General features: G+C 71.4%; 34 protein-coding genes. 30 read left to right on the top strand and 4 right to left on the bottom strand.

Annotated features, from left to right (window positions below; genetic code table 11):
• Nucleotides 1-64: 64 nt before the first annotated feature.
• A complete protein-coding gene (locus tag D9V36_RS08120) occupies nucleotides 65-217 on the bottom strand; it encodes a hypothetical protein (protein ID WP_431357654.1) in 153 nt (50 codons plus the stop codon).
• 27 nt (nucleotides 218-244) lie between these two features.
• Between D9V36_RS08120 and D9V36_RS08115 the strand changes: the two genes are divergently transcribed.
• Nucleotides 245-709 carry a hypothetical protein gene (locus D9V36_RS08115; RefSeq protein ID WP_164992845.1) on the top strand — a complete coding sequence of 155 codons (465 nt, stop codon included), beginning with the start codon at nucleotides 245-247 and terminating at the stop codon, nucleotides 707-709.
• Between the two features lie 37 nt (nucleotides 710-746).
• Here the strand turns inward: D9V36_RS08115 and D9V36_RS08110 are convergent, their stop codons facing one another.
• Entirely contained in the window at nucleotides 747-1,520 is a 774-nt protein-coding gene (locus D9V36_RS08110) for a GntR family transcriptional regulator (protein ID WP_129293144.1), read from the bottom strand.
• A gap of 158 nt (nucleotides 1,521-1,678) precedes the next feature.
• Between D9V36_RS08110 and D9V36_RS08105 the strand changes: the two genes are divergently transcribed.
• From D9V36_RS08105 to D9V36_RS08060, 12 genes are all read left to right on the top strand, one after another.
• Complete coding sequence (locus D9V36_RS08105) at nucleotides 1,679-2,119, top strand: hypothetical protein (RefSeq protein ID WP_129293143.1); 441 nt, start codon at nucleotides 1,679-1,681, stop codon at nucleotides 2,117-2,119.
• Nucleotides 2,116-2,394 (top strand): hypothetical protein, encoded by a 279-nt coding sequence (locus tag D9V36_RS08100; RefSeq protein WP_129293142.1) that lies wholly within the window; start codon nucleotides 2,116-2,118, stop codon nucleotides 2,392-2,394. Before D9V36_RS08105 ends, D9V36_RS08100 begins: the two co-directional genes overlap by 4 nt.
• A complete protein-coding gene (locus D9V36_RS40805) occupies nucleotides 2,391-2,555 on the top strand; it encodes a hypothetical protein (RefSeq protein ID WP_164992907.1) in 165 nt (54 codons plus the stop codon). Before D9V36_RS08100 ends, D9V36_RS40805 begins: the two co-directional genes overlap by 4 nt.
• Nucleotides 2,556-2,693: 138 nt before the next feature.
• Entirely contained in the window at nucleotides 2,694-4,160 is a 1,467-nt protein-coding gene (locus D9V36_RS08095; RefSeq protein ID WP_129293141.1) for a hypothetical protein, read from the top strand.
• Nucleotide 4,161: 1 nt separating this feature from the next.
• Nucleotides 4,162-4,341, top strand: a complete 180-nt coding sequence (locus D9V36_RS08090) for a hypothetical protein (RefSeq protein ID WP_129293140.1) — start codon at nucleotides 4,162-4,164, stop codon at nucleotides 4,339-4,341.
• Nucleotides 4,342-4,593: 252 nt separating this feature from the next.
• Complete coding sequence (locus D9V36_RS08085) at nucleotides 4,594-4,974, top strand: hypothetical protein (RefSeq protein WP_129293139.1); 381 nt, start codon at nucleotides 4,594-4,596, stop codon at nucleotides 4,972-4,974.
• On the top strand, nucleotides 4,971-5,474 hold the full coding sequence (locus tag D9V36_RS08080; RefSeq protein WP_129293138.1) for a hypothetical protein: 504 nt from the start codon (nucleotides 4,971-4,973) through the stop codon (nucleotides 5,472-5,474). The genes D9V36_RS08085 and D9V36_RS08080 overlap by 4 nt, the downstream gene beginning before the upstream one ends.
• Nucleotides 5,471-6,337, top strand: a complete 867-nt coding sequence (locus tag D9V36_RS08075) for a hypothetical protein (protein ID WP_129293137.1) — start codon at nucleotides 5,471-5,473, stop codon at nucleotides 6,335-6,337. Before D9V36_RS08080 ends, D9V36_RS08075 begins: the two co-directional genes overlap by 4 nt.
• Before the next feature lie 86 nt (nucleotides 6,338-6,423).
• Nucleotides 6,424-6,597: a hypothetical protein gene (locus D9V36_RS40800; RefSeq protein ID WP_164992906.1), complete on the top strand. Its 174-nt coding sequence runs from the start codon at nucleotides 6,424-6,426 to the stop codon at nucleotides 6,595-6,597.
• A gap of 235 nt (nucleotides 6,598-6,832) precedes the next feature.
• Entirely contained in the window at nucleotides 6,833-7,084 is a 252-nt protein-coding gene (locus D9V36_RS08070; RefSeq protein WP_129293136.1) for a hypothetical protein, read from the top strand.
• Between the two features lie 199 nt (nucleotides 7,085-7,283).
• Nucleotides 7,284-7,580 carry a hypothetical protein gene (locus D9V36_RS08065; protein ID WP_129293135.1) on the top strand — a complete coding sequence of 99 codons (297 nt, stop codon included), beginning with the start codon at nucleotides 7,284-7,286 and terminating at the stop codon, nucleotides 7,578-7,580.
• A gap of 10 nt (nucleotides 7,581-7,590) precedes the next feature.
• Nucleotides 7,591-7,800, top strand: coding sequence for a hypothetical protein (locus D9V36_RS08060; RefSeq protein WP_129293134.1), 210 nt, complete (start codon nucleotides 7,591-7,593; stop codon nucleotides 7,798-7,800).
• 29 nt (nucleotides 7,801-7,829) lie between these two features.
• Here D9V36_RS08060 and D9V36_RS08055 read toward each other — a convergent pair whose 3' ends face one another.
• Nucleotides 7,830-8,462 (bottom strand): hypothetical protein, encoded by a 633-nt coding sequence (locus tag D9V36_RS08055; protein WP_129293133.1) that lies wholly within the window; start codon nucleotides 8,460-8,462, stop codon nucleotides 7,830-7,832.
• Nucleotides 8,462-8,713, bottom strand: a complete 252-nt coding sequence (locus D9V36_RS08050; protein ID WP_129293132.1) for a hypothetical protein — start codon at nucleotides 8,711-8,713, stop codon at nucleotides 8,462-8,464. Before D9V36_RS08050 ends, D9V36_RS08055 begins: the two co-directional genes overlap by 1 nt.
• Before the next feature lie 183 nt (nucleotides 8,714-8,896).
• Here D9V36_RS08050 and D9V36_RS08045 point away from each other — a divergent pair, with 183 nt between their 5' ends.
• From D9V36_RS08045 to D9V36_RS07975, 17 genes are all read left to right on the top strand, one after another.
• Entirely contained in the window at nucleotides 8,897-9,109 is a 213-nt protein-coding gene (locus D9V36_RS08045) for a hypothetical protein (RefSeq protein ID WP_129293131.1), read from the top strand.
• Nucleotides 9,110-9,235: 126 nt separating this feature from the next.
• Entirely contained in the window at nucleotides 9,236-11,104 is a 1,869-nt protein-coding gene (locus D9V36_RS40795; RefSeq protein ID WP_164992905.1) for a collagen-like triple helix repeat-containing protein, read from the top strand.
• Between the two features lie 21 nt (nucleotides 11,105-11,125).
• Nucleotides 11,126-11,473, top strand: a complete 348-nt coding sequence (locus tag D9V36_RS08035; RefSeq protein ID WP_129293130.1) for an HNH endonuclease — start codon at nucleotides 11,126-11,128, stop codon at nucleotides 11,471-11,473.
• Between the two features lie 260 nt (nucleotides 11,474-11,733).
• Nucleotides 11,734-12,141: a phage terminase small subunit P27 family gene (locus tag D9V36_RS08030; protein ID WP_241720755.1), complete on the top strand. Its 408-nt coding sequence runs from the start codon at nucleotides 11,734-11,736 to the stop codon at nucleotides 12,139-12,141.
• Between the two features lie 25 nt (nucleotides 12,142-12,166).
• On the top strand, nucleotides 12,167-13,648 hold the full coding sequence (locus D9V36_RS08025; RefSeq protein ID WP_241720754.1) for a terminase TerL endonuclease subunit: 1,482 nt from the start codon (nucleotides 12,167-12,169) through the stop codon (nucleotides 13,646-13,648).
• 8 nt (nucleotides 13,649-13,656) lie between these two features.
• The gene (locus D9V36_RS40790) at nucleotides 13,657-13,827 is read left to right on the top strand and encodes a hypothetical protein (RefSeq protein ID WP_164992904.1); all 171 of its coding nucleotides are present in this window, start codon (nucleotides 13,657-13,659) and stop codon (nucleotides 13,825-13,827) included.
• Nucleotides 13,824-15,086, top strand: coding sequence for a phage portal protein (locus D9V36_RS08020; protein WP_129293127.1), 1,263 nt, complete (start codon nucleotides 13,824-13,826; stop codon nucleotides 15,084-15,086). The genes D9V36_RS40790 and D9V36_RS08020 overlap by 4 nt, the downstream gene beginning before the upstream one ends.
• A 9-nt stretch (nucleotides 15,087-15,095) precedes the next feature.
• Complete coding sequence (locus D9V36_RS08015) at nucleotides 15,096-15,827, top strand: HK97 family phage prohead protease (protein ID WP_129293126.1); 732 nt, start codon at nucleotides 15,096-15,098, stop codon at nucleotides 15,825-15,827.
• A 166-nt stretch (nucleotides 15,828-15,993) separates the two neighbouring features.
• A complete protein-coding gene (locus D9V36_RS08010; RefSeq protein WP_129293125.1) occupies nucleotides 15,994-17,367 on the top strand; it encodes a phage major capsid protein in 1,374 nt (457 codons plus the stop codon).
• Nucleotides 17,368-17,424: 57 nt separating this feature from the next.
• The gene (locus D9V36_RS08005; protein WP_129293124.1) at nucleotides 17,425-17,763 is read left to right on the top strand and encodes a hypothetical protein; all 339 of its coding nucleotides are present in this window, start codon (nucleotides 17,425-17,427) and stop codon (nucleotides 17,761-17,763) included.
• Nucleotides 17,764-17,767: 4 nt separating this feature from the next.
• Nucleotides 17,768-18,367 carry a hypothetical protein gene (locus D9V36_RS08000; protein WP_206739623.1) on the top strand — a complete coding sequence of 200 codons (600 nt, stop codon included), beginning with the start codon at nucleotides 17,768-17,770 and terminating at the stop codon, nucleotides 18,365-18,367.
• A complete protein-coding gene (locus D9V36_RS07995; RefSeq protein ID WP_129293123.1) occupies nucleotides 18,364-18,831 on the top strand; it encodes a hypothetical protein in 468 nt (155 codons plus the stop codon). The genes D9V36_RS08000 and D9V36_RS07995 overlap by 4 nt, the downstream gene beginning before the upstream one ends.
• A gap of 7 nt (nucleotides 18,832-18,838) precedes the next feature.
• Nucleotides 18,839-19,021 carry a hypothetical protein gene (locus tag D9V36_RS07990; RefSeq protein WP_129293122.1) on the top strand — a complete coding sequence of 61 codons (183 nt, stop codon included), beginning with the start codon at nucleotides 18,839-18,841 and terminating at the stop codon, nucleotides 19,019-19,021.
• Nucleotides 19,014-19,976, top strand: a complete 963-nt coding sequence (locus D9V36_RS07985) for a phage tail tube protein (protein ID WP_129293121.1) — start codon at nucleotides 19,014-19,016, stop codon at nucleotides 19,974-19,976. Before D9V36_RS07990 ends, D9V36_RS07985 begins: the two co-directional genes overlap by 8 nt.
• Nucleotides 19,973-20,419 carry a hypothetical protein gene (locus tag D9V36_RS07980; RefSeq protein ID WP_129293120.1) on the top strand — a complete coding sequence of 149 codons (447 nt, stop codon included), beginning with the start codon at nucleotides 19,973-19,975 and terminating at the stop codon, nucleotides 20,417-20,419. Before D9V36_RS07985 ends, D9V36_RS07980 begins: the two co-directional genes overlap by 4 nt.
• A 47-nt stretch (nucleotides 20,420-20,466) precedes the next feature.
• Nucleotides 20,467-20,622, top strand: coding sequence for a hypothetical protein (locus tag D9V36_RS40785; RefSeq protein WP_164992903.1), 156 nt, complete (start codon nucleotides 20,467-20,469; stop codon nucleotides 20,620-20,622).
• The gene (locus tag D9V36_RS07975) at nucleotides 20,615-21,091 is read left to right on the top strand and encodes a hypothetical protein (RefSeq protein WP_129293119.1); all 477 of its coding nucleotides are present in this window, start codon (nucleotides 20,615-20,617) and stop codon (nucleotides 21,089-21,091) included. Before D9V36_RS40785 ends, D9V36_RS07975 begins: the two co-directional genes overlap by 8 nt.
• Nucleotide 21,092: the final 1 nt, after the last annotated feature.

Raw genomic sequence — 21,092 nt, 5'->3', positions numbered from 1 at the left:
ATGCAGGTGCATCTCCCCAGTCCATCCCCGGACCATAGGCGGCCGCTGCGGCAGTGCATAGAGGTCATCCCCACTCCGTCGACCCGCCACCACGCCACTCGATCAGCTTCGCGTCGTCGAGCGCCACCGTGTCCGGATCGAGCCCGGCCCGGCGCAGGAACTCCAGCAGATCGACCGGCCCGTACGCCAGCCCCACGATGGCACCCTGCACCGTCACCCGCCGGCCCCCAGACGGAGACGGCGGATGCACCACCACAGGCGCGTGCTCAGCCATACCCCCACCGTGCCGCCGGACACCGCCCAGCGCATCCCGGCCGAGCCCGCCGAACCGGCCCCAGCCGGGCCGCCCGGGCGCTACCGTCACCGAGTGCGCTACGTCCACTACTGCGAGCCCTGCGACGCCCGGTCGCCCGAGCGAGCCACCGACCACGAGGCGAAGACCGACCGCGCCGTACACCGGCGCCGCGCCCACCACGGGCTCCGCCCGGCCGACCGCATCGAGGAGATCCCCGGCCCGCTGTCCATCGCGGTGAGCGCGCTCCTCTCCGCCCTCGGACACGCGGCCCGCACCGGCGCCCGGCAGGCGGCCACATCCGAGGCACTGCGGCAGGTCCGGGCATCGCCGTACTGGCAGCAGGCAGTACGCCTCCTCGCCATCGGCACCGGCGTGCTCGTCCTCGGCGCGGTCATCGCGCGCCACCTTGGCTGACCGCCCGGCGGCATGACCCGCCGGGCGGCCCGCCTCGCTACTCGCTGCGCTCGGCCTCGCGCGGCCAACGGGCCGTGTCATCCCGCATCACCGGGTACGCCACCGAGAACCGATCGGCCGGCATACGCGTCCGGTTGACCTCCACTACCTGCTCGCCCACACGGGACACGCGTGTCACGACCAGGACCGGCAGCCCGGCCCCTATCCGCAAGGCCGCCTGCTCGAGATCGTTCGCCGGCCGCGCCGACACCGTCTCCTCCCAGGTGATCGGTCCGTCGAAGTGCTCCTCGATGCGGTCGTAGATGCCGCCCGGCCCGGTCTTGGCCGCGCCGAGCACCGGCAGTTGGCCGACGAGCGGCATCGGCAGGTAGCTGGTGGCCAGTTGCAGGGGGTGCGTCGCATCCGGCGGGCCCACGGCACGGTCTCGGACCATGACGTGCTCGCCCATGCCGACGCCGAGCAGTGCAGCGACGTCGGCCGGCGGCATGGCCACCTCCTGCGTCGGCACTCCGACGCCGCGCCAGTCCTGCGCCCCGCGGTCGAAGAAGTAGCCCAGCTCGTCGCGGTAGACATGCCGGTCCCGGGCGACTATCGGCGCCGGAGCAGGCGGGCGGATGAACGTTCCGCGCCTACCTTCGCTGTACAGCAGGCCCTCGGCCACCAGGTGCTTGACGGCCCGGTGTGCCGTCTCACGTGCGACTACGTACTTCTTCGCCAGTCGTTCGATGCCTGGGATCGGTTTGCCGACTGGCCATAGGCCAGCGTCCACGTCACGGCGGATTCGCGCTGCGACGTCCCTGTAGCTGGCCATGTCGTCGTCCCTTCGGGTCACTCCATCCCTCCTATCCTATACAGGCACTCATTGTGTGGGGTAGTGTCGTGGGTGTTGGAAAGCAGGCGGCCCTGAACTGGTCTATCTCACCAGTTCAGGGCCTATGCGAACCCTGCCCATCGCCAGGAGGAATCCGCATGGCCACGAACACTATCCCGTCCAGCCCCCCGGCCCCGCCCCAACGGCGCCTGATCGCCGCAGGCATCCTCACCGGCCGCCGCGCCACGGCCACCGAGCCGATCACTCCGTCGCTGCGCGCCCTGGTCCGCGACGCCCTCGGCCTTACCCGCCTCCACATCCCGCGCCCCGAACTCGACGAAACCGACACCCGCATCTGCGTCTGGTCCGTCCGCGAACTCGACGACGTACACGCCCGCACCAACGGCATCGTGACCGCCCGGCAGGTAGAGCGGACCGCTGGCGACGGCAGCCCGTACGCCGTCATCGAGGTCACCGTCAGCGTGGACGTGCCCCACGTCGGCCCGGTCGAGGCATTCACCGACTGGGAGCCGGCCGCCGAGGTCCACGGCTTCGCGCTCCCCCTCATCCGCGCCCTCACCGCCGGCGCCGCGCGATGACCGCCCCCGTCCGCGCGCCCCTCGACTGGCTGCTCGAAACCACCGCGCGTCGACTCCCCACCCTCGCCCCCCACGCCCCCCTCACCCCCGGCCACCTCGCCCTCATCGCCGAGCTGACGATCTGGGACTGGCACGGGACGGCGGGCCCCACCGAGGAATCCCGCGCCGACGCCCAGGCACTCCGCGACGCCTTCGACCGGCTCCCGATCGCTGGCGCCACCCGGGACGAGTACGCCGCCCGCCTGCGGCTCGCCGCACAGGGGGTGGCCCTGTGACCGCCGGCCAGCAGCCCGCGGCGCCCAGCGCCGAGGCCCGCGAACTCCTTGCCGAGGCCGCCAAGGACTACGCCAAGGCCAAGAAGCTCCGCTGCGGCCTAGACCACCGCGACGACGCCGGAGTCCGTAGCCGCGCCAACGAGGACGCAGGCGCCCGGTGATGCGCAGCCCCGCTGTCCTGGCGATCACCATCCTGCTGCTCCTCGCCGCCGCCCTCGTCCTCCTCCACCGCGCCACGCGCTGACCCACCGCGGTCGGACCCGCCCCGCGCGGGTCCGACCCCACCCAGGAGCACCACCGTGGACCTCACACCCGCAGCCACGTGGGCAGCCGCCCACCCCTGGCCCGCCGCCGGCGCCGCCGCCGCGGCCGCAGCCGGCCTGACCCTCGCCGCCCGGCGCCTCGGCCACGCCGTCCTCGTCGCCGCCATCGGCGCCATGATCTGCACCGCGTACACCGCGGACACTTCCTGGCGGTTCGCCGAGCACCGCCTCGACATGCACGACACCAGCGAACGCCTCGTGATGTTCGCGGCCGCCGAGATCGCCCTGGTCGCCTGCGGCCTGCTGGCCCGCGCGACCAAGAACGCCACCGCCACCCCCGACACCGCGGGCACAGCCGGCGTGCCCGGCATCCTGGTCTGGGTCATCACCGGAGTGCAGATCATCCCCGCCTTCAGCGAGTCCGGATTCTTCGGCGGCACCGTCCGCGCGGTCATCGGCCCCATCATGGCCGGCCTGCTCTGGCACGAGGCCATGGGCCTAGAGATCCGCGTCATCCGCCCCGGCGCCCTCTCCACCGGCCTCCCGGCCATGGTCGGCCGGGAGTTGCGCGAACGGCTGCTCTCCCACCTCGGTCTCGCGACCCGGGACCGCACCGCCGCGCAGATCACCCGCGACCGGGCACTGGCCCGCGCCGTGCGCCTCGGCTCCCGCAAGCGCCTCTACCCCTGGGGCCGCAAGCGGTGCGCCGCCGCCCTCACCCGATCCGGCGTCGCCACCGACCCCAACCAGCGGCACCGCCTCATGCTCGAACTCGCCGCCCGCCGCGGCGCACCCGCACTCACCACCATCACCCTGCCCTCCCTCTGGGAGCCGCCGCAGGAGCCCGCACGGCCCCGCACCATGCCCGCACTCGCGCACCAGGAACTCGCCGAGATGCACCCCATAGAGGCAATCCAGCGAGTGCACTCCGCGCACCCGGATGCGCACCCCGCCGAACTCGCCAGCATCACCACGGCCCACGGCATCGTCGTCTCCGAGCAGATGGTGCGCATCGCCATCGGCGCCGGCAACCCGCCCCCGCACCCCACCATCCCGGCTGCATCCGCCCCCGCACTCGATGCCGCACCCTCGGATGCGCCCCGGCCCGCACTCGTGCTCGACATCGTCACCGAACCCGAAGTGCACCCCGAGATGCGCGCACCCGCGCCCGCATTCGCCGCAGGCCAACGCAGGGATGTAGTGCACGCCCGCATCCGCGGATGCGCACCCACAGATGCATCCGAGGAACACGAGACGCCGCCCGCCGACGAACCCGAGCCCGCCCCAGATGCGCAACCGGAGCCCACCCCGGAGTGCACCGAGGGCGAGCCCGAGTGCACCGACGAGCCCGAGCCGGATGCGCAACCGGATGCACTCCCAGACGACCTCGTCGAGCAGGCCCGCGCACTCGGCCGGCCCGCCCCGCTGCGGACCCTGCAGAAGTCCCTGCGCATCGGCCAGACGAAAGCCCAACTCCTGCAGCAGCTCACGAAGAAGGACTGAGATGCGCATCTCGATCGCCCTCATCTTCTTCGGCACCGCCGCGCTGCTCGGCCTCGCCGGGCTCCTCGCCCTCGCTCCGAACCGCACCCGCCGGGCCGAGCCCTACGTTCTCCCCGCCGCGCGCACCCTCGCCCTCATCACCGTGGCTGCGGCCTACGTCGCCGCCCTCTTCCACCACTGAGGCCCTGCCATGCCCGAACCCGCACGCATCACCCGCATCATCCCGGCCGGCGAACCCTGGCCCACCCGCCCAGGCTTACCCACCAACCCACCAGCCGCCCCGGCGCCCGGGCCGCCCGTTCCGCACGGCACGCCCGCCGCTCCGCCGTGGCGGCCCGTAGCCCCGCCGCCACCGCCGCCGACCAGTCCCCCGCCCGCCTGGGCCTGGCCGGCCAACCCGCCAGGCCCATCCGCACCGCTGGAACTGCGGGTCGTGGTCGACATGGTCCTGCCCGTCGAGGAACCACCGCCGGTCCCGCCGTGGTACCGCCGCGGCTGGCACTGGCTCACCGACCGCACCAGCCCGTACGCCGCGATCCTCGCCCTGGCCGCCTCCGTCGCCCCCATCCCCGGCGTGGGCTACGGCATCGGCCCCATCTGGGGCTCCCTCCTCTACGCGGTGCGGATCACCACACACCCGGCCGCCGCCTACGTCATCGGCCTAGGGACCGCCGCCCTGGCCGGCCGCCGCCTCGTCCGCCACGGCGGCGCCTGGTCCCTGTTCCTGCTGGCCACCACCACCGTCGGCGCTGTCTACGGCGTCATCCGCCCCCTCGACATCGTCACCGCCCTCACCGGAGTGCCCACCTCATGAACGTGCCCCTGACCATCACCGGCGCCGCACTGTCCCTCATCGTGCTCTCCCTCGCCATCCGCACCTGGTGGAAAGGCAACCGCGCCTTCAAGCCCATGCTGCCGTCCCTCTGGGGCGTCGTCATCGGCGCGAGCCTCCTCCTCTGCGCGGGCGGCCTGCTCGGCTGGGTCGCGGTCAAGTCGATCTCCGCCAACAGCGCCGCAGGCGACTGGGCAGTCAAGCGCACCACCGGCCACAGCGGGGGAGCGCTCCACTCCGGCGGCATGGGCACCCTCACCACCCCCGGCGCCTGCGTCCTCGTCGTGGTCGTGGCCCTGGCCATCGTGGTGTTCACGAAGGCCAGCAAGACGATCCGGTGGAAGTTGCTCGGCGGCGCCTACGTCGGCGTCACCCTCTGCGCCACGGCCGGCGTCGCGCAGGTGATGCAGTGGCTGCCCGACACCTACAACTACGCCGGCCAGAGCATCGTCGACTTCTTCAACGGCGGGGTGGCCCTGTGACCGCCCCCGTCGAGACCGACACGCCCCTGCTCCCCTGGCTACGGCAGCAAGCCACCGACACCGTCACGGCCCTGAGCAAAGGCACCCGGTGGGCCGTCGCCCTGGCGGCACGGCTGGGGGAGGGGAGCCGCATGCTCGCGCCCCGGCTGGTCGCCCACCTCGCAGCCTGGGTCCGCCGCGGTCAGCGCCACGATTTGACAGGCCTCCCCGCCTACCTCGGCAACGGCGTCCGGTGCCTGGTCATCGCCGGAGCCACGTACGGGGCCTGGCGCCTCGCCGACCGGCACCACGCAGTGCTCTGGCCAGCCGCAGCCGGATGGCTCCTCGCCGCCTACAACTGCCACCGCTCCAAAGGCCAGTGGCCCACGCTCCCCAAAGAGGCCAGCAAGAGCACTGACAAGACCACCCCCGACACCTCCCCGGAAGCCCCCGCGGAGCACCCCGTGGTGGCCCTCGTCCGTGCCCTCATCGGGGACGACGAAGGGGTGCACCTCGGGGAGCTGTACCCGGCCATGCGAGAGCGGCTGGACGGGCTGTCCGAGGCCCCCGACGAGCAACTGCGCCAGACCCTCACCGACCACCGCATCGAGGTGGCCCGCACGGTGCGCTCCCGGGGGGTCGCAGGGAGGACCGGAGTACGCCGCTCCGCCCTCCCTCCCCTCCCCTCTCCCAAGACCTCTCTCCAGAAGGACTCTTCACCGCTCTCCACCGATGGAGACGCAGGTCAGAGCGCATCCACGAAGAGCCGTGGAGAGAAGCGGAGAGCGGATGGAGACGCCGAGGAGAGCGGCGGAGAGCACACGGTGCACATCGTCCAGGACAAGGACAACCCCGCCCACTGGCTCGTGAAGGAGGCCGGCTGACGGCTGCCTGTCCGCCCCGGGCGCCACAGCCGGGCCGGGCAGGGAGCCGGCCAGACCGGCCGGACCACCCACCGAAGGGATCACCCATGGACCGTCAGCAGGCCATCGAGGCCGCCGCCCGCGCCGTCATCGAGCACGGCGGGCCCGAGTGCCGCACCGACCCGAAGGGCGTCCTGGACGCCATGAATGCCGCGCTTGACCTCGGCGCATCGCACGGCGACATCGAAGCCGAGATGAAGCGTCAGCGGGAGCAGGCGTGACGGAGAAAACCGCGCTCTTGATCGTCGGGGACTTCCATTCCGACTGCGGCAGATGCCACCTGCCCGCAGTCCCCTGGGACACCCACCACACACGAACGGCCGGCGGGAGCCATGAACGCCCCTGCGGCGCACGGTTCACCGCGATTCGTCACGTCGACGGGCGAGGCAAGGAAGACGCCCTCCACGCGCTCCGGCCAGACCTGCCCCTCGCCTGACCAACACCAAGGACGTGCTCATGACCCGCTACGCCTACGTGATCACCCGCACCGACGACGACCGAGACGAAGAGGACCGCGTCCTGTCCCTCGGCACCAAGATCCTCACTGACGACCAGGACCCGGCGGCGTTCGCCGTCGACCGGCTGGCCCAGAACCGCGTCGAGCACAGCTACTACCCCGGCCCCCGCCGCATCAGCTACTGGCCACACCCCGACGACCAGCCCCTGCCGCGCACCGCGCCGCCGACCGCCGAGCACATCGACGGCTGACCAGCCCCCCGGGGCGGCCGCCCGCCTGGCAGCTGACCGGCCGCCCCGGACCCATCCCGCACACGAGACAGGACCGTCATCATGGCACTGGAGAAAACCATCAGCCTCGACGAACTCCGCCGCCGGAACGCCATCAGCCAGACCAAGCGGGAAGCCGAAAAGTCCGCCAGCCGCCAGCCGAAATGAGGATGATGACCACATGAGCTACAACGTCCGAAACGCAGCCCGGGAGATCGCGCGGGCGCACAAGGCGGCCGACATGCCTGGAGTCGCCGACGAGGTGCGATACGCGCTCGAGTTCGCGTACGACGGCCAGAGCCTCGCGTGCTTCGAGGCCACCGCGCCCCTGCCCATCCCCCTGAAGGGGCAGGAGATCGTCGTCCACGGGGTGCCAGCCGTGGTGCTCGCTGTCCAGATCGCGTACGAGAACGCCGAGCCGGGCGACGGCCCGAGCGTGTTCGTCACCGTGGACGTGGAACCCCGCCCGGACCACTGAGAGGGAACCCATGGCCCACCAGCCCTACCCCAACCGGGACCGCGCCCTCCGGCACGTCCGCCGGGCCCACACCATCGCCCAGCACGGCCACGTCCCACAGCAGGCCGCCCTCGGCATTGCTGCGGAGGGACTCTGGGCATTCGCCGAGAGCCTCCGACGAGCACAGCCCGCCGGAGCGCAGATCGCCGCCGCCCTCGCCAGGAAGAAGCGGCCCGCATGATCGACGGCATCGCAGCACTGGCGGCCTGATCAGTCGTCCAAAGCCCTGAGCCGCCGCGCAAGCAGCCATGACCGCCACCGCTGCCGGAGGCTCGGGCCAGGCGGATCTACATCAGGGATGCCCTGCAGGTACCCCTTCGACATCTCCATGAAGTGCTCCAACGTGTCTGGCAGCGCCTCCAGCCACTGCAGCGCCCGGCCCCGCAAAATGTCCGCGTCTTGGCGTTGTTGGCCCGCGGCCGTCGTCCACTCGTCCATATCGGAGATCACTCCGTTGACCACGGACACCAGGCTCTCCGCCGAATCCGCCTCCAAGCCGGTGACAGCGATACGGAAGATCGTGCCCTGCCGCCACATCTCATAGGCCGCCTCATCTACCGCCCCGCGAGCAGCAGCCACCGATGATGACCAGCAGTCCGATCCCACCCCAGGCGCCGACACCGCCCCCTCCAACCTCCGTAAGGCCCCGCGCGTCGCCTCAACTGACGTCAGAAACACTGCATACGCATCCCGCCTCATCTGCCACAACCCGTCAAGCCGCTGCGCCTGTATCTGGAACTTCACAGCCTTCAGCGATGACGACGCCGTGAAACGCCCTGTGATCAGCGCGCCGAATGCTGTCGCACCCGCACCGATCAACGCCCCCTGCACTGTCGGATCCATCAGCCGGCGTTATCCGCCAGCGCCATCAGCGCGCCGATGAAGCCGAGCACAGCGTTCGCGACGGTCAACCACGCCACCCACCGCGCCCGGCCATCCACCGAGAGTGCCAGCTCACGTATACGCTCGACATCTCCCCACGTCGCAGGCTTTCGCGACTCCGCGGCCTGGCGGTGAAGGCTTACGAGGACGATGGCAGCAGCAACTACGGCCAGCACCGCAGCGGCGATGCCGACCCAGGCGACGAGTTTCATGGCGGCAACCTAAGACACCAGCAAGCGGGTTGGGGCCAGAATCCCAGGACTGTCAGTGCCCACCCGTACCGTCGAACACGTCAACCATCCGAGCTGCTGGCGCTCCTCGGACCCCGCCCCGCCCCGGAACAGCGACCGGACGGCGGGGCGAACCACGTCCGCCGCCTCCACCACAATGGGCACATGGAACACCTCGCGCTCCCACCCGGCTACCTCACCACCAGCATGGCCGCCATGGCCGTCGGCAGGCAGCCCGCCACCATCCGCGACTGGGTCCGCCGCGGCATCCTCCACCGCGCAGGCGGCACCCCCAAGCGCCCGTACTTCCGCGTCGACGCCGTGCAGGCGGCCGCGGTCGCCGCCAAGCCCACCCGGCCAGGTCAGCGCGCCGCTTGACACAGATCAACACCCGCGCCACGATTTGCCCGTACAGCTGTGCCCAAAACCAGCTGCACCACAGCGTCCCGAAGGCCCCGACCTACACAGGTCGGGGCCTTCGTCGTACCCGCGAGGGGAGGCACGATGCCCTTTCCTGCCGGCACCCCAGTTGTCACCCTCACGGGCACCATCCCGGCAGCCGTCGGCGGAACGCCCTTCAGCGGCAGCATCATCCTCACCCCCTCAGCCACGCTCGTGGACTCCACCCGGCACGCGATCTACCCCGGCGGCGGCGTCCAGCCCTTCGACACCAACGGCACCGTCTCCGTGCAGGTCATCCCCAACAACGCCGCTGGAATTGCTCCCACCGGCTGGCGCTGGCAGGTCGACGTGCAACCGACCGGCGGCCGCCGGATCACCTTCTGGGCCGACATCCACGGCAACAACGGCGACACCGTCCAGCTCGACAGCCTCATCCCTGTTCCCGCACCCGACGGCACCACCGGCGGGACTGCGGGCACGGCCGGCGCCTCCGCCTACGAACTCGCCCTCGCCAACGGCTTCGTCGGCACCGTCACCCAGTGGCTCGCCTCCCTCGTCGGCCCCGCCGGAGCGACCGGCGCGACGGGGCCCGCAGGCCCCACGGGAGCAACGGGAGCAACGGGAGCGCAAGGGCCGGCCGGACCGCAGGGAGCCACAGGCGCGACCGGGGCAAAGGGAGACGCCGGGGCCACTGGCCCGGCCGGCGCCCAGGGAGCCACAGGGCTGCAGCCGCCCCTCGGCGCGGCCGGAGCAGGCGACACCATCGCCCTGAAATCGACCGACCCCACCACCACCAACGCCCGCACCCCGGTCGCGCACAAGGCCAGCCACGCCACCGGCGGCACCGACGCCCTCGCCCCGGCCGACATCGGCGCAGACCCGGCAGGAACCGCCAGCACCGCCGTCGCCGCCCTGTCCGCCCTCACCCAGACACCGGTGAAGACGGCAGACGAGACCCGGACTTCGACCACCACCGTCAGCGACGATCTGCACCTCTTCGCCAGCCTCGACGCCAACTCGGTGTACCGGTTCCGCGGCATGCTCCTCTTCGACGGGCCCGAAGCCGCCGACGCGACCATGACCTTCACCGCGCCCACCGGCGCCACCGGCGGGTGGGCGCCCGAAGCCGGCACCCTCAGCACCACCACACCGGACGGCAGCGCACAGCTCAAGGTCGCCGCGCGACTCTTCGGCAGCAACAGCGACATCGGCGTCATGGCGTCCTCCGCCACGCTCGCCGGAATCATGGTCCTCCCACAGGGCATCGTCGCCACCGGCAGCACCGCCGGCACGCTGAAGCTCCGCTGGGCCCAGCAGACCAGCACCGCCAGCCCGACCACGCTCAAGGCGGGGTCGACGCTGGAGGTCGTCAAGATCTCCGGCTCGGGCCCGGCCGCCTCCGGCATCAACCTCGACAACACCGCCCACCTGCCCAGCGACCAGGGGTATCTGACCTGGACCGGTGACCCGAACAACGCCGGACACGTCACGGCCCAGACCACTTCGATAGCAGGGCAGATCACCCTGACGAAGATCGAGATCAGGAAGCAGATCACCTGGTCGGAGATCTCGATCGGCCTGGCCGGCGTCGACAGCGGCGCCACCCTCAACAACTGCTACCTGGGCGCATACAACGCGGCCGGCACGCGGATGGGGGTCACCGCCGACCTCTCCAGCCTCCTCCTGTTCGGCGCCACCGGCCGCACCTTCCCGCTCGTCACACCGTTCACCGCACCGCCGGGCGACTACTTCATCGCCATGCTGCTCAACGGGGTATGGGCCACCAACGGGTTGACCTTCAAGAGCACGGGCGCCGGAATCACCGTCAACCTCAAGCTCGCCCCGCCGAGGCTGCGGTATTCCAACATGCTCACCGGGCAGACGAGCCTGCCCGCCAGCCTGGACCTGACGCAGCAGACCACCACGCTGATCAACACGGGCTGGGGCTCGCAGTGGTACGGAGTCAGCTGACCGCAGATAGGGAGGCAGGGCATGCGCAGGCTCCGGCCCTGCCTGGTGTGTGGACGCCTCACCCGCAACGCGTCGAGGTGCGACACGGACCAGGCGGCATGGCAGCAGAGGCAGGACCAACTGCGAGGCAGCGCTCACCAGCGTGGCTACGGCCAGCCGTGGCGCAAGGTGGCAGCCGCCGCGGTGGCAGCCCACCGGCAGACACACGGTCAGTGGTGCCCCGGCTGGGGTGTGCCTGCCCACCCGGCCAGCGACCTCACTGCCGACCACATCACCCCCAAGGCCGCCGGCGGCACCGACGACCCCCGCAACATCCAGGTGCTGTGCAGAGGCTGCAACAGCCGCAAGCGCAACCGCCCCTCGACCTGACCGGCCGCATCACCGCAGGTCAGAGGCTCGCCAGGTCGGGTGATCAAGCAAAAGCGCAGGTCAGGGGGGTGGGGCGAAGTCAAGAGCAAGATCTTTTTCGGACCCGGCCCCCCACCCCGCGCACGCCGACGCGAAATTGAGCCGGTTTTTGACCTTGGTCGTTCTTGGGGGTGGCGATCTTGCCCGCAGGACGACCCTCTACGCCCACGGAACGCAAGCGGCGAACCGGCAACCCCGGGAAGCGGAACCTCCCTGAGCCTGTGGTGCACCTGGCCGCCGTCGCGGACATTCCCGCAGCGCCGGAGACGCTCGGCGAGGCGGGCGAGCGGGCTTGGGCGCGGCTGTGGACGGCCGGTCAGGCGTGGCTGTCCCCGACCACCGATGTGGACCTGCTCACGCGCCTGTGCGAAGCGCACGATGAGCGCGAGGCGATGCGCGATCAGATCGCGGTCGACGGCTACATGGTGGCCGGGTCGATGGGGCAGCAGCGGGCGCATCCGCTGCTGTCGGAGGTGCGGGCGCTGGAGTCACAGATCACCAAGTACGAGAGCCTGTGCGGCTTCACCCCGTCGGACCGGGCACGGCTCGGCTATGCGGAGGTGAAGCGTGCCTCCAAGCTCGAAGAACTCGCGGCCCGGCGGGCGGCGCGCGTCCAGGGCGCGAAGTAGCTGGCCGCCGCGGTTCCTGACGCCGGTGCCGGCCGCGGACGTCCGGCGCGGCGACGGCGAGGACGTCGCGGACTTCATCGAGACCCTGTGCACCGTCACCAAGGACACGTTCGCCGGGCCGAGCGGCTCGCCGCTGACGCTCCGGGACTGGCAGCACGATCTGCTGGGGCACCTGTTCGCGCGCCGGAAGGACGGCCGGCGCCGGCACCGCGTGGCGCTGATCGGGGAGCCGCGGAAGAACGGCAAGAGCGGGCTGGGCGCCGGGATCGCGCTGGATGGGCTGTTCGACGGTACGGGCGCCGAGGTCTACAGCTGCGCCGGCGACAAGGAACAGGCCCGCATCGTCTTCGGGGACGCCCGGCGCATGGTGGAGGCCAGCGCGGATCTGTCTGCGGCGATCAAGTGCTACAAGGATGCGCTGGAAGTCGTCGAGACCGGGTCGGTGTACCGCTGCCTGTCGGCGGAGGCGTTCACCAAGGAGGGCCTGAGCCCGACGCGCGTGCTCTTCGACGAGCTGCACGTCCAGCCGAACCCGGATCTGTGGAACGTCATGGCGCTCGCCGCGGGCGCCAGGCTGGACCCGATGCTGATCGGCATCACGACCGCCGGGGTGAAGAGCGACTCCACCGGCAAGGACAGCATCTGCTACCGGCTGTTCCAGTACGGGCAGAGGCTCGCCGCGGGCGAAGAGGTCGACGCCTCGTTCTTCATGGCCTGGTGGGGCGCGCCGGACGACGCCGACCACCGGCGGCCCGAGACGTGGCAGATGGCCAACCCGGCGTACGGGGACCTGATCGACCCGGAGGACTTCGAGGCCGCGGTCCGCAGGACTCCGGAGGCCGAGTTCCGTACGAAGCGGCTGAACCAGTGGGTGAACACCGCGGAGACCTGGCTTCCGGCCGGGGCGTGGGACGCGTGCCGGGGCGGTGGCGCGGTGCCGGACGGCGCCGAGGTGTGCCTCGGCTTCGACGGCTCGTTCAACGGGGACTCCACTGCCCTGGTGGTGGTGTCCTGCCCGGTCGACGGCGAGGCGCCGCACGTGGACGTGGTGGAGGCGTGGGAGCGGCCGACGGAGGCCGGGCCGGGCTGGACGGTGCCGATCCTGGATGTCGAGGCGGCGATCCGGGCGGCGTGCCGGCGGTGGGATGTGCGGGAGATCGTGTGCGACCCCTACCGGTGGGGCCGTACGTATCAGGTGCTGGAGGACGAGGGCCTGCCGATCGTGGAGTTCCCGCAGTCCCCGGCCCGCATGATCCCGGCGACGACCCGCTTCTACGAGGCGGTGATGGGCCAGTTGCTGACGCACTCCGGAGACCCGAGGCTGGCCCGGCACCTGGCCAACTGCGTCGTCAAGACCGACAGCCGGGGGTCGCGGCTGTCGAAGGACGCGAAGCACAGCCCGAGGAAGATTGACCTGGCCGTCTCGGCGGTCATGGCGCACGAACGGGCGTGCCAGGAGCCGGAGCCCGAGCCCGAGCCGCAGTTCTTCAGCTGGGCCGATCTGTAGGAGGTGCCGTGCGCATTCCACGTGTTCGCCGTCCGCCGTCGCGCGGTGTCGTCTCGGATACGGCCGAGCTGATCGGGCTGGGCTGCCTGGACGGCGCGGCCTGGTGGTGGCAGCCGGTCGTGGGGCTGGTCGTGCTGGGGCTGGTGCTGCTGCTGATCGGATGGGTGGTGGACCAGTGAGCTTGCTCAGGCGCGCTCTTGCCCGGGCTCCGCAGACGCGCGGCGCCGCCTCGCCCACGGGCCCCGGCGACCCGTGGGCGATCCCGTCCAACGGGTCGCTCGCCGCCGTGACGCCGGCCGGGGTGCAGGTGACCGACGACACCGCGATGCAGCTGCTGGCGGTCGCCGCGTGCGTGCGGATCCTCTCGCAGACGGTCGCGGGCCTGCCTTTGAACGCGGTGCGCATGCGGGGCGATCTGCGCGAGACCATGACGCCCGCCCCACCGATCGTGGCGGACCCGTTCGGCGGGGCGAGCAGCACGGCGCTCCTGTCGCGGCGGGCGGGCCTCGGCCAGATGATGGTGAGCCTGCTGCTGCGCGGCAACGCGTACGCGCAGGTGCTGCAGCGTGACTACCTGCTGCGCCCGTCCCGGCTGCGGCTGCTGCATCCGGACCGGGTGCGCTGCCAGTTCAACGGCGCCGGGGAGCGCGTCTACTGGATCGACCGGAAGCCGGCCGATGCAGAGGACATGGTGCACCTGATGGGCATGGCCTTCCCGGAGTCGCCCACGGGCATGAGCGTCATCAGCTACGCCCGCAACACCATCGGGCTCGGGCTGGCGGCCGAGAGCTTCGGCGCGGGGTTCTTCGGCCGAGGCGCGCACATGTCCGGCGTGATCTCCGTCGAGGGCGACCTCGACAAGGGGCGCGCCCGCCAGATGAAGGAAAGCTTCGAGTCGAGCCACAGCGGCCTGACCAACGCGCACGCGGTCGGTGTGCTCTCCGGCGGCGCGAAGTGGACGCCGATCAGCGTCACGCCGGAGGATGCGCAGTTCCTCGGCACCCGGGCTGCCCAGAACCTCGATGTGGCGATGCTGTTCGGGCTGCCGCCGCACATGCTCGGCCAGGTCGACCGCACCACGTCGTGGGGCACCGGCATTGAGCAGCAGGGCCTGGGGTTCCTGCGCTACACGCTGGCCCCGTGGCTGGGGACGTTCGAGGATGCGTGGTCGATGATGCTGCCGCGCCCCCAGGCCGCCTGGTTCGACGCGGATGGGCTGCTGCGGACGGACACGGCCGGCCGGTGGGCCGTCTACCAGATCGCCCGGAACATCGCCGGGATGACGCCGGACGAGATCCGGGCCCGGGAGAACATGCCGCCGCTGCCCGACGGAGCCGGCACCGACCCGTTCGCGCCGCTGAACTCAGCGCACACCACCGATCCGGGCTGGACGCCCGGCGAGCCCGATCCGAAGCTTGATGAGCCCGTACCCGATTGAGGAGCCGTGATGGACCTGTCCACCCGGGCCGAGCGGCCCCGTACCGTCGAGCGCCGCAACATGCCCTTCAAGGCTGTCGAGTTGCGCGCCGCGCCGTCCGGAGACGGCGGCGACCGGCTGACGTTCACCGGCTACGCCTGCGTGACCGAGGCCGGCTACGAGATGCAGGACTGGCTGGGCCCGTATACCGAGGTGGTGCGGTCCGGCGCGTTCAAGAAGACCCTGGACGAATCCGCGGATGTGCCGTTCCTGATCAACCACTCCGGGATGACGCTGGCGCGGACGAAGTCCGGCACCATGCGGCTGTCGGAGGACTCCACCGGCCTCTACACGGAGGCCGAGCTGGACCCGTCCAGCCCGCATGTGCAGGCCCTGCGCTCGGCGATGGACCGCGGCGACCTCGACGAAATGTCGTTCGCGTTCTGGGTGACCCGGCAGCAGTGGTCCCCGGACTACGAGCAGCGCGACATCCTCGAGGTGAACCTCAACAAGGGCGACGTGTCGGTGGTGAACTACGGCGCGAACCCCAACACGGCCGGCGCCCAGCTCAACGCGCGTGACCTGGCCCAGCTGTGCGGCCAGATGCCGGAGGAGGAGCAGCGCGCCGTCTACGAGCGGCTCGCCGCGCGCTTCGCCCCGGCCGCCGAGAAGCCCCCGGTGGAGCCCGTCGACGCGGAGCACCTGGCCACGGTCAGTGATCTGGACCTCTACCAGCGGCGCGCGCGCAGCCTGTCGCTGTAGAGCGCCGCCCCTAAGACCACCCGGAGCCATGCGGCGTCCGGGTTTTCCGCCTGCCCGGCCGCCGCGCCGGAGCCCGCGCCGGACCCCGCACGCGTAGGGGCACCACCCGGGCCACCACCCGTCACCACGGCAGGCACGCACCCCATATCGAGAGAGGGAGTCCCCCGTGAACAAGCGGGACATGATCAAGGCTCTCCAGGAGAAGCGTGCCGAGCAGCGCAAGAAGCTCGACGCCGTTCTGGAGACCGTGCAGGCAGAGGAGCGCTCCGCGCTGACCGACGAGGAGCGCGGCACGTTCGACGACGGCGAGGCCGAGATCCGGGCCATCGACGCCCGGATTGCTGAGCTGGACGGGCAGATCCGCGCCGACGAGGCGGCGGCGGAGGTCGCCGAGCGCTACGCGCCGAAGCCCGAGGACGAGCGGCGCCGTGCTGCGCCCGGCACGTCCGTGACCGAGCAGGAGGTCTACCGCTCGGGTCCCGGTGGCCAGTCCTATTTCCGGGACCTGTACCTGGCCAACCGCCGCGGGGATCGCGAGGCCACCGAGCGGCTGCGTCGCAACGACAAGATGGTGGCCGAGAAGCGCGCGATCTCCACCACCGCGGGCGCGGGCGGCGAGTTCGTGCCGCCGCTGTGGCTGGAGGACGAGTTCGTTTCGCTCGCGCGCCCGGGCCGGGTCACCGCGGATCTGTGCGTGCACGGCACCGTCCCGGCCGGCACGAACAGCATCTCCATCCCGAAGGTGCTGACCGGTACGGCTGAGGCGATCCAGAGCAGCCAGAACAGCGCGGTGCAGCAGACCGACATGACCACGGGCAGCATCTCCAGCCCGGTCGTGACGATCGCCGGTGGTCAGACCATCTCCATGCAGCTGGTGGAGCAGTCGCCGCTGAACATCGACGACCTGATCCTGGCGGACCTGGCTGCGGACTACGCGATGAAGTTGGACAGGCAGGTTTTGTCGGGCACGGGCACCAGCGGGCAGGTGACCGGCCTGCTGACGCTGGCCGGCACCAACTCGGTCGCCTGGACGCAGGCGACGCCGTCCATGGGCGGCGCGGGCGCGATGTACTCCAGCCTCGGCGCCGCGGTCAGCGCGATCCACACCACCCGCTACCAGCCGCCCACGCACGTCGTGATGCACCCCCGCCGGTGGGCGTGGGCGCTCGCGCAGGTCGACACCGCCAACCGGCCGATGGTCGTCCCGATGGCCCAGGGCCCGAACAACGCCGCGGGCACGCCGGGCGAACTGGCGGCCCAGGGCCGGGTCGGCGAGATGCTCGGCCTGCCGGTGTACACCGACCCGAACCTGCCCACCAACGTCGGGGCGGGCACGAACCAGGACGTGATCCTGCTCCTGCGCGCCTCGGACGTGTTCCTGTGGGAGGGCAACGTCCGGGCGGAGGCGTTCGAGCAGACCTACGCCCAGAACCTCAGCCTGTTCGTGCGGCTGTACAACTACGCCTCGTTCCAGGCGGGCCGCTACCCGGCATCGATCGCGGCCGTCACCGGCACGGGTTCGATCACCCCCGCTTTCTGAGCCGTCACGGCGGCGGCCGCTCGGCCGCCGCCCCTTCTTACCGCCCAGGAGGGCACGATGAACCCGATCAACATCGCCAAGGGCCTGCTGGACAAGTACGACCAGGTCAAGGAGATCGACGAGAAGCTGGCCGCGGACATCCGCGGTGAGCTGTCGGCCATGGCCGACGATGTGCGCGAGGCGGTCGCCGAACTGCGCGGGCTGGTCGACCCGGCCACCATCGAGCTGGAGGACGGCAGCCGCGTGCCGACCTCGACGGCCGAGGACATCCGCCGCACCGGGCGGCGCCTGGATGAGGTGGTCGGCGGCGGGAAGAGCGCCCGGCCCAACGGGGAGAGCGCACCGGACGGGCGGCGCACCGCGAAGGCCGCCGCCGCGCCGAACAAGACCGGCTGACGTCATGCCGATCGTCGACCTGGCCAGCGTGAAAGCGCACCTGAACATCCCAGACGGCAACACCACGCAAGATGCTGAGCTGGCGGGGTTCATCGCGGCGGCCGGCGATCTCGCGCGGAATGTGGTCGGCCCCCTCATGCCCGAGGAGCACATCGAGTGGCACGACGGGGGCACGGCGGTCATCTCCCTGGACTGGCAGCCGGTCGCCGCCGTGCACTCGGTCACCGAGTACGTCGGCGCCACCACCTTCCCGCTCACCGAGCAGCCCCTGGGCGCCAGCACCGACGCCTACGGCTACACCGTGGATCTGGACCGCGGGCAGATCATCCGCCGCGCCACGGGCGGGGCGATCTGCTTCGCCGACGGCTCCAAGAACGTCCTGGTGGCCTACACGGCGGGCGCGGGCACGGTCTCGCCGTCCGTGCGGCTGGGCGCGCTCGAGCTGATCCGGCACCTGTGGCAGCTCACCCAGCAGGGCGGGCGCCCGCGCTTCGGCGGGGCCGGCCTCGACAGCGAGGGAGGCGGCGTGCCCATGGGCTTCGCACTGCCCGCGCGGGTCATGGAGCTGTGGCAGCCCAGCCGCCGTCCGCCGGGGATCGCATGAGCACCCCCCTCGGGGACATCCCCGCCTCCAGCATCCCGGCCGCCCGCGCCTGGCTCCTGGCCGGCCTCCAGGCGCAGATCCCGGAGTCCTCCGGCGCTCTGGTGTGCCTGGACGTCCCCGGCCCCTACGAGCCCGACGAGATCGTGTGCGTCGGCGAGGTGCAGCAGACCTACAGCCCCGAATCGGTCGTCGGCTCCGGCGGCGCGGGCTGGCTGCGCGAGGACTACACCGTGACCGTGACGGTGGACGTCTACCGCGGCGGCGACGACCCGGCCGGCACGTTCCTGCGGGCCCGGCAGCTGGCGGACCTGGTCGTGGCCGTGGTGCGCTCCGATCCCTCCCTGGGCGGCGCGGTCGACCGGGCGCGCCCGTCAACGGCCTCGCACACCGCGGGCTGGGACGACGAGCACAAGGGCCGCCACGTCGTCATCGACCTGGGCATCGACTGTCTCAAGACCTTGTGAGGACACCGTGCAGCGCTACACCTACATCGGCGAGGCGGGCCGCTACTACCCGCAGCTGGGCCTGACGCCGGAGACCGGCGAAACCTACGACCTGGAGCGCAATCCGGGCGATGGCCTGTGGGAGACCGCCAAGGCCGCCACCAAGAAGACCGGCGACCGGCCGGGGAAGGAGGGCGGCAGCGATGCCTAAGCCCAGTCATCTCGCAGCCCTGGGCGTGGCCAAGGAGGTCACGCCCGGGACCGCTGTCGCTCCCACCGCCTGGGTGCCGTGGAAGACGCTGACGCCGAAGGACGACATCAACCTCATCGAGGACACCGGCCAGCGCGGCGCCCCGGTGGACGTGTTCGGGCTGCTGCCCGGGCAGAAGGGCGCTGAACTGGACGTCGGCGGCGACGTGTACGCCGACACCATCGGCTGGCTGCTGACGTCCGTCCTGCCGGACCTGACCGTCACCGGCGCATCCGCGCCGTACACCACGACGTTCTCGACGCTGTGCACGGGCGACACCCAGCCGCCCAGCCAGACCTGGACGATCGCCGACCCGCTGGGGACCTGGCAGTACGCCGGCGCCCAGTTCTCCGAGCTGGGCTTCAAGTGGAACGCGGACGGCCTTCTGGAGTGGTCGGCGAAGGCCAAGTCCTGGGGCTACACCACCACGACGACGCCCACCCCGAGCTTCACCGCGGTGCCGCCGGTCGCGAACTGGTCGATCACCAACAAGCTGGGCGGGACCAACATCTTCGTCCAGGACGGCGAGCTGACCATCAAGCGGGACGTCACCGAGATCCGGGGCGCCGCGGGCACCCAGAACCCGTACCGCATCTGGTCCGGGGACGTGGGCGTCGAGGGCAAGCTGACGCTGGTCATGGAGTCCACGACCCAGCGCACCGCGTTCCAGGCCGGCACCGTCCAGTCCTTCGACTGCCTGTATTCGCAGGGCGCCGGTGCCGCGGCGAACGGCCTGACGCTGCACTGCTCTCAGGTCGCCTTCACCGAGGGATCGCCGAACTACGGCAAGGACTACATCGAGCTTCCCGTGTCCTTCCGCGCGATTGCCAACACCAGCGACGTGGGCGCCTCCGCCGGCTACAGCCCCATCAAGGCCACCCTGACCAACGCCATCACCTCCGGGACGTACAAGTGACCATCACGCGACACCAGTTGCCCGGCGACGCCTGGGCCGACCTGCGCGACAGCGCGGACGTCTCCGAGCGGCTGCGCCGGCCGATCAAGGCCATCCAGATGAAGCTGGCCCGGGACCCGGCGTTCGCCGGCGTCGTGGCCAAGGCCAAGGCGGACGGCGTGGCGGCCATGGCCGACATCGGCGAGGCGGAGGCCGCGGACATGGCCACCGCGATCGGCGAGGAGTCCCTCGCGCTCATGGACGATCTCAGCGACCGTCTGATCCTCTCGCGCGTCGCGGGCTGGTCGTTCGGGCCCGAGGTGACGGCGGACAGTCTCCTGGACCTGCCCGGCGGCGCCTACGACGCGCTGAAGGAACTGTGTGCCGAGGGCGGGTTGCAGGCCGGGCCCGACTTCGCGCCGTCCACCGATCCGGCGTCCCCTACCGGGCCCTCTACCGTCTGAGGGCGGTACTGGAGGGCAAATTCGACTACCCGGCCGACCAGCTGCCGATGGAGGCGTACCGCTTCTGGCAGCTGTGTCAGGTCGTCGGCCCGCCCGACTCCTGGATGGACTTGCCGGCCGAGGAACTCGACTGGGTCCTGGCCGTCGACGGGGCCGTGCAGCAGGCCAAGGCCAACGCCCAGGAGGAGGCTGCCCGTGGGTGAGGGGATCACCGTCGCTGTCCGCGGCGCGAAGGAAGCGCGTGCGGCGGTCGTCGCGATGGACCGCCGTATCGACCTGGCCACCATCAAGGCGCTGAGGTCCACCCAGAACCTGGCCAAGCGGTCGATCCGGTCGGGGATGCGGGGGCGGCCGCGGTGGGACCACCGCGGCAAGTCCGCTCGGACCGGCGACACCGTGCGCCTGGGCCTGTCCCCGCACCACACCACCAAGGGCGGGGGGCCCGGCCGGCTGACCGGAAAGCTGATCAAGGGCGTGGGTGGCGTCCGAAAGCCCAAGCCGATTCCCGGCGGCGGGTTCCAGGGCGGCGTCGGCGTCGGCGGCGGGGTCCGCAACCTCTACAAGAAGCGCACCGAAGGCAAGTACCCCTACGTCCGGCCCGGGATCCGCAAGGCCGAGCCGAAGATGGCCGCCGTCTGGCAAGCGTCCTGGGGGCGTGCCACCAAAACCTGAT

The organism is Streptomyces lydicus (assembly GCF_004125265.1).
GTDB classification, from domain to species: Bacteria; Actinomycetota; Actinomycetes; order Streptomycetales; family Streptomycetaceae; genus Streptomyces; species Streptomyces lydicus_C.
The sequence above is the reverse complement of the archived record's forward strand: the minus strand, read 5'-3'. Positions and strand labels throughout refer to the sequence as shown.